Here is a 10,924-nt window from a genome sequence, read left to right as displayed (position 1 = left end):
CGTGATCTACACGTCGGGGTCGACGGGCATCCCGAAGGGTGTGGTGTTGACGCACGAGAAGCTGACCAACTTCCTGACCTGGATGGCCGACGAGTGCGCCATCGGCCCCGACAGCAGAATGCTGCACAGCTGCACGCCCGTGTTCGACGTAGCCCTGGGCGAGATCTTCACCGCCCTCGCCTCCGGCGCGACCGTCGTCGTCTGCTCCCGCGACGAGCTGCTCGACGCCCGTCGCCTCACCGACCTGATCGCCAAGCAGCAGGTGACCCACGCGTTCTGCCCGCCGACCAACCTGGCGGCCATTGACCCGGCCGACTGCCCGAGCATGTCGTGCCTGACCCTCGCCGGGGAGCCGGTGCCGCCCCGGATGGCGCAGCGCTGGTTGGCCGCCGGCGTCCGGCTGATCAACGCGTACGGGCCGGCGGAGGCGTCCGTGGCGTGCACCTGGTACGACGCCTCCACCGGCTGGGGCGGACCCTACGTACCCATCGGCTGGCCCATGCCCAACCGACAGATCCACATCGTCGACGCCAACCTCAACCTCGTCCCCGCCGGCATGCCCGGCGAAATCCTCATCACCGGCCACGGCATCGCCGACGGCTACCTCAACCGCCCCGAACTCACCACCCAACGATTCGTCACCGACCCCCACACCGGCCAACACGCCTACCGCACCGGAGACCTCGCCCGCTGGAACACCACCGGCGCCCTCGAAATCCTCGGCCGCATCGACCACCAGATCAAAATCAACGGCATCCGCATCGAACTCGGCGAAATCGAAACCACCCTCGAACAACACCCCGACGTCACCACCGCCATCGTCACCCGCCGCGACGACAACAACACCCCCCGCCTCATCGCCTACGTCACCGGACGCGACGGACGTACGCCATCGGTGCCCGCGCTGCGTGAGCACGCGGCGGCGGTGCTGCCGTCGTACATGGTGCCGGCCGTCATCATGGTCCTGGACCGGTTCCCCGTCGGCGGCACCGGCAAGATCAACCGGAGCGCCCTGCCCGCACCCGACGCCCAGCGCCCCGACGTCGGCGTCGACTACGTCGCGCCCGGCAGCGCCGACGAGCAGCTCGTCACCACGGCCTTCGCCACCGTCCTCGGCATCGACCGGGTCGGCGTCCACGACAGCTTCTTCGACCTCGGCGGCACCAGCCTCCAGTCCGCCGCCGTGGCCGCCGCACTCGACGAGGCCACCGACGCCGTCGTCCCCGTGTCCCAGATCCGCCGCACCCCCACGCCGCACGCGCTCGCCGCGTGGCTCGCCACCGCGCCGCGTCGCCCCCGGGTCGAGGCGGAACCGTCGGGTGCCGCCCGCTCCGGGCCGGCGAAGCCGGTGCCGCTGACGCTGTCGGTCGCCAAGTGCGTCTGGCTCCCCTTCGAGCTGGTCTGCCCGACCACCTGGTGGGTGGAGGGTGAGCTCAATCTGCGGGCGTTGATGGCCGCGCTCGGCGACGTGCACCGCCGGCACGAGGCCCTGCACGCCCGCTACCGACGCGTCGACCCACCCGTCGCGATCATCCCGCCCAACCCCGGCATGCCCCAGATGCTCCTGCTCACCGACGCCGCCACCACCCAGGACGCCCTCGACCAACTCGCCGACGCCGTCCAACAACCCCTCGACTACACCCAAGGCCGCAACTGGCGCACCGCCATCATCCGCGACCGCTCCACCAACCGCACCCTCCTCGGCATCGGCATCCACCACATCGCCTTCGACGGCTGGTCCCACACCCTCCTCGTCCACGACCTCACCCACGCCTACACCGCCCGCCTCGCCGGCAAGGCCCCCGAATGGGACCGTCCCGCGCCCACCCTCCGCCAGACCTACGACGAGTACGCCCGGCTCCACGACGCCGCCGACCTGCCCGCCCAACGCGCATACTGGCGCGGCCAACTCCACGGCCTCCCCCGGCAGGGCGACGGCGAGCTGAAGGTGCCGCTGGAGCAGGCCCTCGCCTGGGGCCCGAAGGCCGGGCACATCCTCACCGTCAGCCCGCAGGTTCTGCAGCGCTGGGACCAGGCGGCCCGGGAGCACCGGTTCAGCCGCTCCAGCTACTTCGTCGCCGCCTTCGCCACCGCCCTGCGCGCCGTCCACCAGCAGGACGACATCGGCCTGCTCATGATCGTGGCCAAGCGCGGCAGCCGCGTCCTCGACTCCGCGTTCACCACCCGGATCAACTCCAACTGCGTGCGGGTGCGGTTCGCGCCCGGGCAGGACCTGATCCGGCACGTCCAGCAGACCGTCGACGAGCTGATGGCCGCCCAGGACGTGCCGTTCTCGGAGAGCGCCGCGGACCCGGCCGTCGGGCTGCCCAGCGAGGTCGTCGCCGGCCTGCCCGGCTTCGCCTACCAGGACAACGTGGTGCTCCCGCTGGACCTGCCCGGCTGCCGCACCGAGGAGGTCGTCGAACCGTACGCCCGGGAGGTGATGAGCGGCCTCACCGTCGAGGCGATCCCCCGCCACGCCGACGCCCTGCTGCGCATCACGATCCGCACCGACCTGCTGCCGTTCGCCCTCGCCGAGGAGCTGGGCGCCCACATGCTGCGCTTCCTCGAAGCGGGCCCCCAGGTCACCGGCCCGGTGCGCTGAGGGCCCCGCCCCCGTCCGAACCCGGGCGGTCGCCGGCCCGCCGGTGCCGGTCGACCGCCCGGGCGTGCGCGTGGGCGATCAGCCGGTCCACCTCCGGGAGCAGGTCGACGCCGGGACACAGGACGCACGCCCAGCCGTGCAGGCCGTACGCGGGGTGGGGCATGATCTCGCCCTGCCGGGTGAAGTCGATGCCGGCCCGGTGGTCGGGAAAGCGCGCGGGCGGGTAGCCGAACCGGCGCTGGAACTCGGCACGGCCCAGCTCGACGTTGAGGCGGTGGACGTCGGGCCGGTCGAGGCGCGAGTCCTCGTCGAACCCGGGCGTGTCGTGCGCGACGATCGTGGCGAACGGCCGGCGGCGGTCCGGGCCGACGAAGAAGAACCGCTCGCCCCAACTGGCCGGGGGCGCGCCCGACGCCGCGTCGGCCCGCACCTGCGTGACTGCGGGCAGCGCGAGGATCCGCTGGGCGAGGTCGGCCTCGGTCGGGAGGCCGGCGGCGGGGACGCTCGGGGGAGGCTGGGTCATGACCTCTACCGTATCGTTGAACTCCCTTGTGAAGCTGGGGCCGAGAATCAGGCGGCTGAGCCGGTGGTAAGCATCAAACGGGAGGTCAGGTGCGCAGGAGTTCCTACCGGCCGACCGACCTTGCGCGCGAGCACGGCATCTCGACGCAGACGGTCCGCAACTACGAGCGCGACGGGGTGCTGCCCCCGGCCCGGCGCACGCCCAGCGGCTATCGCGCCTACACGGCCGAGCACGTCCGGGCGCTGCGCGCCTACCTGGCGCTGATCCCGGCGCACGGGTACGCCACCAGCGGCGAGATCATGCGCGCCGTCAACGCCGGTGACCTGGACACCGCCCTGCGGGCGATCGACCGCAGCCACGCCCAGCTGCTGCGCGACCGGGAGACGCTCGACGCCGTCGAGGTTGCCGTGGGCCTGCTCACGCGGCCACCGGCGGCGAGCCGACCCGACCGGCCCCCGACGGCCCGCCCCGACCTGTCACCGGCGGGCGGCCCCCACCAGCCACCGACGGGCCGACCCGAGCGGCCGCTGGCGATCGGTGGTCTCGCCCGCCGGGTCGGCGTGACCCCGGCGGCCCTGCGCAAGTGGGAACGGGCCGGCATCCTCGCGCCGAGCCGGGGTCAGGCCACCGGCTACCGCCTCTACTCGGCCGACGACGTGCGCGACGCCGAGTTGGCCCACCTGCTGCGGCGCGGCGGCTACCGGCTGGACCACATCGCCACGGTCGTGCGGCAGGTCCGCGACGCGGCCGGCACCGAGCCGCTGGCCGAGTCCCTGGAGAACTGGCGGCGGCGGCTCACCGACCGGGGCCGCGCCATGCTCACCGCCGCCGCGCGACTCGCGGAGCACCTGTCCCCGCCGGACGACTGACCCGCGCGGCGGGCCAACCCCCGCAGCCTGCGCGGGCGACCGCAGCAGGCACCCGCGCGGCGACCGGGCCGGTCACGCGCCGGGGCAGCGCCCGGACAGGGCGTAGCGCAGCAGGACGACGTCGCCGATCTGGCGGACCTCCGCCAGGCCCGCGCGGCGGCCAGGGTGCCACGGGAACCGGCCCTCGCCGGGGAAGCGCGGCGCGCGGCGGTCGCCGACGAAGAACGGGGCGACCACCAGGTGCAGCTCGTCGGCGAGGCCGGCGCCGAGGAACAGGGCGTGCACGGCCGCGCCGCCCTCCACCATGAGCCGGCGCACCCCCCGGGCGGCCAGGTCGGCCAGCACCCGGCAGGGGTCGACCGGGTCGCCGCCGTCGGCGACGGTGGCCAGGCCGCCGAGCCGGTGCCGGGTCTGCGCCAGCACGGACGTGGCACAGTAGACGACCCGTTCCGCGTCCCCGACGGTGAAGAACCGGGCCGCCGGGTCGAGGTCGCCGCTCGCGGTGACGGTCACCTTCGTCGGCGACGGCGGCAGGCCGCGCGCGGCCCGCTCGGTGCGCCGCCGCGGCGAGCGGATCACCAGGCGAGGATCGTCGGCCCGGACGGTGGCCGCGCCGACGAGGATCGCGTCGCACCCGGCCCGCACGGCGTCGACCCGGTCCAGGTCCGCCTCGTTGGACAGCAGCAGCCGCTGGTCGCTGGCGTCGTCGATGTAGCCGTCGATCGACATGGCGCAGCTGAGCAGCACGTACGGCCGGGGCGTGGCGGGCGCGCCGGCGGCCGGCGCGGCGTCCTGCGGAGTCGGCGCGGCGGCGGTCACCGGACGAACGGGAGGTCGATGGTGTGGGCGGCGCGGTCCACCTTGGCCGCGAGGTAGCCGGCGTTGGCGTCGGACAGGTGCAGCCCGGTGGGCACCCGCTCGGCCACCGCGATGCCGAGCCGGCGCAGCTGGTCGGCCTTGTCCGGGTTGTTGCTGAGCAGGGCCACCCGCTCGGCGCCGAGGGCCGCCAGCATCTGCGCGGCGACCGTGTAGTCCCGTTCGTCCGCGCCCCGCCCCAGGGCCAGGTTCGCCTCGTAGGTGTCGAGCCCGGCGTCCTGCAGGGCGTACGCGTCGAGCTTGGCGTAGAGGCCGATGCCGCGCCCCTCCTGGCGCAGGTAGAGCAGGAGCCCACCGGCGGCGGCGATCCGCTCGACCGCCTCGCGCAACTGCGGCCCGCAGTCGCACCGCTGGCTGCCGAACACGTCCCCGGTCAGGCACTCGCTGTGCGGGCGGACCAGCGGCGGCGACCCGCCGGCGGCGGCCCGGTCCACCGCGACCGACCAGTCACCGAGCCCGAACGCGAGGTGCTCCCGGCCGTCCACGAGGCCGTGGAACGAGAACACCCGGGCGGAGGTGGCGTAGCCGTCGGGGAAGCGCAGCGGGACCGTCACCTGGGTCCGGATGGTCGCGACGGGCAGTGCTTCGGACATCGGTCTCCTTCGTCGGACGGTCAACCGTGCACGCCGGTGCGCGCCGGACGCGACACCCACCGGGCGGCGCGGGCGGTGGCGACGGGGGCCGGGGACACGACGCCGGTCGCCGCGGGCGACGGAAGTCGGCGGGCCAGCAGCACCACGCCCCCGGGCAGGCTCGCCACCAGCGCCAACGCCCCGTACACGGTGGCGGCGGCGACGCCCTGGGCGGCGGTCAGGCCGGCGGCGGCGAACGCCCACGCGGCCACCCCCTCGCGCGGCCCGAACCCGCCCACGTTCAGCGGCAGGATCATCGCGAGCAGCGCGAGCAGCGTCAGCGGCAGCAGCCGGGACAGCGGCGCGTCGACGCCCGCCGTGCGGGCCGCGACGACGAACGTGGCCAGGTGGCCCGCCAGCACCACGGCGGAGGCGACCAGCACGCCGACCCAGGTCCGCCGGCCCAGCACGCCGGAGCGGACGTCGGCCACGGCGGTGCGCAGCGCCCGAGCCCACCGCGACGCCCCCGACCGGGGCGCGACGCGACCCAGCAGCACCGCGCCCAGGCCGGCGGCGACGACCAGCCCCGCCGCCGCCGGCAGGTGCTGCCGCACCGGCGACGGGAACGCGGCCAGCACGCCCACCGCGAGGACCACCGTGACCGCCTGGCCGGCCATGCGCTCCCAGACCACGGCCCGCACGCCCCGGCCGACGTCCCCGCAGTCGCGGCCGTGACGCACCGCGCGGTCGACGTCGCCGAGCACCCCGCCGGGCAGGGTGGAGTTGAGGAACGCGGCCCGGTAGCAGTGCGCCACCGCCTCGCGCAGCGGCAGCCGGACGCCCAGCCCGGCGGCGACCAGGCTCCACCGCCACGCGGCGCAGACGGTGGTGACCAGGCCGATGCCGAGCGCCGCCGCGACGGCCGCGCCGTCGATCAGGCGCAGCCCGGCGACGAACGGGCCGCTGCCCAGCCGCCACAGCAGGGCCGCCAGCACCGCGACCCCGGCGAGGGTGCGCGCCCACCCCCAGAACGACCGGGGCAGCCGGCCGACGCGTGTGGCGGGCGACGCCGCCGGTTCCGTGCTCGCTGGCAAACCCGGACCTCCCTGCACGATCATCTTCCCTCCGGGTTCACGTGTGGCACGCCCGGATGGTTCACCCGCAGCCGGCGAGCAGGTCGGCGTGGTCGACCAGGACGTCGAGCGTACCGGCGTGGGCGGCGGCCCGCCGGGTCCGGCCGTACGCCGTGGTCCGCCCGGTCAGCTCGGGCCGCTGCTCGCGGGCGGCGCCCAGCCAGCCGGTGAACCACTCGGCGGTCAGCTCGGCGCGGTCCGGGCCGAGCCGCCACGGGCTGGGCCGGGTCAGCACGTCGACGCCCCGGCGGGCGAACGCGGCCACGCAGGCGGCGACGGCGTCGGGGCCGAGCAGCACGCCCCGGCCGGGGGCGACGCGCCGCTGGTGGTCGTCGAACGCCGCGGCGACCTCGGCGTCCAGCGGGTCGGCGGGGGTCAGCCGCACCCGGCCGACCACGGTGAGGGTGAACAGCGTCGGCCTGCCGGCGCACGCCGCCACGATCCGCTCGACCTCCTCGGCGGTGAGCATGTCCAGCAGCGCCGACGCGGTGACCAGGGACGCGTCGGCGAGGTCGGCGGCGGACAGGCGGGTGATGTCACCCTGCCGGGTCTCCACGGTGACATCGCCGCCGCCGGAGGCGGCGAGACCCTCCAGGGCGGTCCGGGCCCGCTCCAGCAGGCCGGGGTCGCGGTCGTGGAGCACCCAGTGCTGCGGGCCGGGCAGCCGGGGGGCCAGCCAGCGCCCCATCGATCCGGTGCCGGCGCCCAGGTCGTGGATGACGACCGGCCGGTCGCTGGCGAGGCGTCGGCGCACCGGTGCCAGCAGGTCCACCGCGCGGGCCGCCGCGTCGGCGGGCTCCCGCAGTCGCAGCCAGCCGGCGAAGGCGGCGGTGTCGTCGCCGTCGCCCATGTGGCCCGCCGCGCCGTCGTGGCCGTCGCGCGTGCGGACCGTCGGATTCCCGGTGCCGTGGCCGTCGCGCGGGTGGGCCGTCGGGCCCCCGCCGCCGTGGGCGTCGCTCATGTCGCCGCTCCCTTCAGGACCGCCGCGAGGATGGTGGAGGTGGTCGACCAGCCGGTCAGGGCCGGCCGGCGGGCGCGGGCGGCGCGGCGCAGCCGCTCCCGCAGGCCGGCGTCGCCCAGCCAGGCGCGCAGCGTGCCGGCCAGCGCCGCCGGGTCGTCGGGCGGCACCAGCAGGCCGGGACGTACGCCGTCGGGGGTGTGGCCCAGCGCCTCGGGCATGCCGCCGACGTTCGTGGCCAGCACCGGGATGCCCCGCGCGAGGGCCTCGGTGACGACCATCCCGTACGTCTCGCCGCGTGAGGCCAGCACCAGCAGGTCGGCGGCGGCGTACGCGGCGGCCAGGGCGGGGCCGGTGCGCGGGCCGAGCAGTTCCACCCGCCCGGTCAGGCCGGACCCGTCGGCCTGCCGGCGCAGCCGCCGCACGTGGGCGGGGTCGCGGGTCAGCGTGCCGACGCAGGCGCACCGCCACGGCAGGTCCGCCACCGCCGCCAGGGCCGCCAGCAGCACGTCGTGCCCCTTGTGCGGGGCGACGGCCGCGACGCAGAGCAGCGCCGTGCCGGCGGCCGTGCCGGCGACCGGTGGCGCGGGGTCGACCCCCGGCACGGCGACGTGGACCCGGTCGGCGGGCAGCCCGTACCGGTCGAGCAGCCGGCGGCGGGTCCACTCGCTGGTGGCGACGACGGCCGTGGCGGCGGCCAGGGCGCGGGCCTCGGCGGCGTCGTCGCGCGGCATGTGGACCAGCACGACGAGCCGCAGCCGGCCGGCCTGCGCCCGCAGCTCCTGCGGGGTGACCGAGGCGACGAGGCCGTCGAGCAGCACCACCGCGCCGTCGGGCAGGGCGGCGAGCCGGGCGGCGAGGTCGGCCCGCGCGGCCGGGCCGGGCGTCGGCCAGTCACCGGGCACCGGATGCTCGTGGACCCGCCAGCCGGCGTCGACCAGCCCGGCGCAGACCCGCCGGTCGTAGTGGTTGCCGCCGCTGGGTGTGGCCGGGTCGTCGATGTCGCCGGGGAGCACCACGTGCACCTCGGGACGGGCGCCGGCGGGAGCCGCCCCGCTGGCCGGGACGCCCCCGCCGGCCGGGGCCGGGGCTGTCACAGGGGCCGCTCGTAGCTGGCCCAGGCGACGTGCGACTCGTGCAGGGTGACGGTGATCCCGGCCAGTTCCCGCGCGCCCGCGCCGAGATCGCCGGCGTGCACCCGGTCGGCGAGCCGGTCGGCGACCGTGCGGGCCAGCACCTCCGTGGTCGTGTTCACCCCGGCGAACGCGGGCTCGTCGTCGAGGTTGCGGTAGGTCAGCTCGCCGAGGACGGCGCGCAGTTGCTCGGTGGCCAGGCCGATGTCGACGACGATGCCGTCGGCGTCCAGGTCGGGGCGGCGGAACGTGGCGTCGACGACGAACGTGGCACCGTGCAGGCGCTGCGCCGGGCCGAAGACGTCACCGCGGAAGCTGTGGGCGATCATCATGTGATCGCGGACGGTCACGCTGAACACGGGTCACTCTCCTGATAGGTGATGAGGTGGCACAGGGCGGGCAGGCTGCCGTCGGTGAGGCCGGCGAGCACGTCGGGCAGTTCCGCGAACGGCGAGCTGCCGGTGATCAGCGCGTCGAACGCGGGGTCGGCGAGCAGTTCCAGGGCGAGGGCGAGCCGGTCGGCGTACGTGCGGCTGCCCCGGCGGGCCGGGGCGACCATGCCCACCTGGCTGCTGCGCACGGTCAACCGGCCGGAGTGGAACGCCCCGCCCAGCGACAGCCGCACCGCGCGGTCGCCATACCAGCTCAGCTCCACCGCCGTACCCTCCGGGGCGAGCAGTTCCAGCGACCGCTGCAGCCCCTCCGAGGTGGCGCTGGCGTGCACGACCAGGTCACGTCCGCCGGTGGCCCGCTCGGGGGTGGCGAAGTCGACGCCGAGCGCGGCGGCGACGGCGGCCCGGGCGGGGTCGGCGTCGACCAGTTCGACCCGTACCCCGGGGAAGCGGGCGAGCAGCGCGGCGACCCCGCAGCCGACCATGCCCGCGCCGACGACGCTCACCCGGTCGCCGATCAGCGGCGGGGCGTCCCACAGGGCGTTGACGGCGGTCTCCACGGTGCCGGCGAGCACCGCGCGGGCCGCCGGCACCCCGTCGGGCACCGGCACCACGGCCGAGGCGGGCACGACGTACGCGCTCTGGTGCGGGTGCAGGCAGAACACGGTCCGCCCGCGCAGCTCGGCCGGGCCCTGCTCGACGACGCCGACGCTGAGGTAGCCGTACTTCACGGGGGCCGGGAAGTCGCCCTCCTGGAACGGGGCGCGCATCGCGGTGTGCTGGTCGACGGGGACCCGGCCGGCGAAGACGAGGGTCTCGGTGCCGCGGCTGACCCCCGAGTAGCGGGCACGCACCAGCACCTCGTCGGGGCCGAGGGCGGGCAGCACCGCGGGGCGGATCTCCCCCACCCCGGGCTCACGCAGCCAGAACGCGTACGCCTCGCCGGTCACCGGAGGGTCCTCGTCGTCACGTCGTCCTCCTCGCGTTGCCCGCCGCACCGAACCGTTCGGCCGGATTCTCCGTGTTGTTCGTCGACAGCCCGTCGAACAGCAGTCTCTCGATCATCAAACACGGAGGCACGGTGCGCAGGGTTCAACACGGTCCGCTGGCAGGACTGGTCAGCCTGTTCGTCCTGCTGGCGGGGATCGGCGCGACCGTCGGTCTCGGCCCGGCGGGCTGGCTCGCCGGCACGGCGTACGGGATGGTCCTGTGCGGGCTGCTCGCCCGGGCGCTGCGCGGGGCGGGCGGCTCCGGCCTGGGGCCGGCGGACGTGGTGACGTTGGGCCGGGCGGTGCTGATCGGCGGGGTGACGGCGCTGGTGGCCGACGGGTTCACCCGGGCCGCGCCGGTGCCGTTGCTGGTCGGCCTCGCCGCCGTGGCGCTGCTGCTGGACGCCGTCGACGGGCAGGTGGCGCGGCGCACCGGCACCGAGAGCGACCTCGGGGCCCGGTTCGACATGGAGGTCGACGCGTACCTCATCCTGCTGCTGGGCGTGCACCTCGCGCCCACGGCCGGGGGCTGGGTGCTCGCCCTGGGCGCGATGCGGTACGCCTTCGTGGCGGCCGGCTGGACGTCGCCGTGGCTGCGCGGGACGCTGCCGCCGCGGCAGTGGCGTAAGGTCGTCGCCGCGCTCCAGGGCATCGTCCTGGTCGTCGCCGCGGCCGGGGTCCTGCCGCCGGTCGGGGCGACGGTGCTGCTGGCCGGGGCGTTCGCGCTGCTCGTCGAGTCCTTCGGGCGCGACGTCGGCTGGCTGTGGCGGCACCGCCCGGTCGCCGCGACCGACGGCGCGGTCCTGCGCCGGGACGAGCCGGTCCGGGTGCCGGCCCACCTGCCGGCCTGACCGCCCACCGGATGCACGGGAGA

The 10,924-nt window shown here is 76.1% G+C and carries 10 protein-coding genes and 1 pseudogene; 3 read left to right on the top strand and 8 right to left on the bottom strand.

The genetic code is table 11. The annotated features are described in order from the left end of the window. Positions 1 to 2,605, top strand: a 2,605-nt coding sequence (locus LPA42_RS31610; RefSeq protein ID WP_228987076.1) for an amino acid adenylation domain-containing protein, incomplete at its 5' end; no start/stop codon positions are given. On the opposite strand, the gene LPA42_RS31605 is transcribed toward LPA42_RS31610, so the two are convergent. Then, complete coding sequence (locus LPA42_RS31605; protein ID WP_198956562.1) at positions 2,586 to 3,128, bottom strand: DUF6194 family protein; 543 nt, start codon at positions 3,126 to 3,128, stop codon at positions 2,586 to 2,588. The two genes, LPA42_RS31610 and LPA42_RS31605, sit on opposite strands and share 20 nt — an antisense overlap. A gap of 89 nt (positions 3,129 to 3,217) precedes the next feature. On the opposite strand from LPA42_RS31605, the gene LPA42_RS31600 reads away from it, so the two are divergent. Beyond that, the gene (locus LPA42_RS31600) at positions 3,218 to 3,997 is read left to right on the top strand and encodes a MerR family transcriptional regulator (RefSeq protein WP_077937703.1); all 780 of its coding nucleotides are present in this window, start codon (positions 3,218 to 3,220) and stop codon (positions 3,995 to 3,997) included. Positions 3,998 to 4,069: 72 nt separating this feature from the next. Here the strand turns inward: LPA42_RS31600 and LPA42_RS31595 are convergent, their stop codons facing one another. The 7 genes from LPA42_RS31595 to LPA42_RS31565 all read right to left on the bottom strand — a co-directional run bounded on the left by LPA42_RS31595 (position 4,070) and on the right by LPA42_RS31565 (position 10,011). After that, positions 4,070 to 4,744 (bottom strand): dihydrofolate reductase family protein, encoded by a 675-nt coding sequence (locus tag LPA42_RS31595; RefSeq protein WP_256092144.1) that lies wholly within the window; start codon positions 4,742 to 4,744, stop codon positions 4,070 to 4,072. A gap of 68 nt (positions 4,745 to 4,812) precedes the next feature. After that, entirely contained in the window at positions 4,813 to 5,466 is a 654-nt protein-coding gene (gene ribA / locus LPA42_RS31590) for a GTP cyclohydrolase II (protein ID WP_077937702.1), read from the bottom strand. A gap of 20 nt (positions 5,467 to 5,486) precedes the next feature. Next, positions 5,487 to 6,563, bottom strand: coding sequence for a lysylphosphatidylglycerol synthase transmembrane domain-containing protein (locus LPA42_RS31585; RefSeq protein ID WP_077937701.1), 1,077 nt, complete (start codon positions 6,561 to 6,563; stop codon positions 5,487 to 5,489). A 37-nt stretch (positions 6,564 to 6,600) separates the two neighbouring features. Further along, entirely contained in the window at positions 6,601 to 7,428 is an 828-nt protein-coding gene (locus tag LPA42_RS31580; RefSeq protein WP_077937710.1) for a class I SAM-dependent methyltransferase, read from the bottom strand. Between the two features lie 107 nt (positions 7,429 to 7,535). Continuing rightward, positions 7,536 to 8,561: a glycosyltransferase family 4 protein gene (locus tag LPA42_RS31575; protein WP_077937709.1), complete on the bottom strand. Its 1,026-nt coding sequence runs from the start codon at positions 8,559 to 8,561 to the stop codon at positions 7,536 to 7,538. Between the two features lie 68 nt (positions 8,562 to 8,629). Continuing rightward, complete coding sequence (locus LPA42_RS31570) at positions 8,630 to 9,028, bottom strand: 6-carboxytetrahydropterin synthase (protein WP_077937700.1); 399 nt, start codon at positions 9,026 to 9,028, stop codon at positions 8,630 to 8,632. After that, positions 9,016 to 10,011 carry a zinc-binding alcohol dehydrogenase gene (locus tag LPA42_RS31565; RefSeq protein ID WP_077937699.1) on the bottom strand — a complete coding sequence of 332 codons (996 nt, stop codon included), beginning with the start codon at positions 10,009 to 10,011 and terminating at the stop codon, positions 9,016 to 9,018. Before LPA42_RS31565 ends, LPA42_RS31570 begins: the two co-directional genes overlap by 13 nt. Before the next feature lie 131 nt (positions 10,012 to 10,142). Between LPA42_RS31565 and LPA42_RS31560 the strand changes: the two are divergent. Continuing rightward, positions 10,143 to 10,826 (top strand): annotated as a pseudogene (locus tag LPA42_RS31560) (CDP-alcohol phosphatidyltransferase family protein); the annotation flags it as partial. Positions 10,827 to 10,924: the final 98 nt, after the last annotated feature.

It is taken from the genome of Micromonospora sp. DH13 (assembly GCF_020873825.1).
In the GTDB taxonomy this organism is placed as follows: domain Bacteria; phylum Actinomycetota; class Actinomycetes; order Mycobacteriales; family Micromonosporaceae; genus Micromonospora; species Micromonospora haikouensis.
Note: the sequence above shows the minus strand (reverse complement) of the source record. Positions and strands in the feature narration are given on the sequence as shown.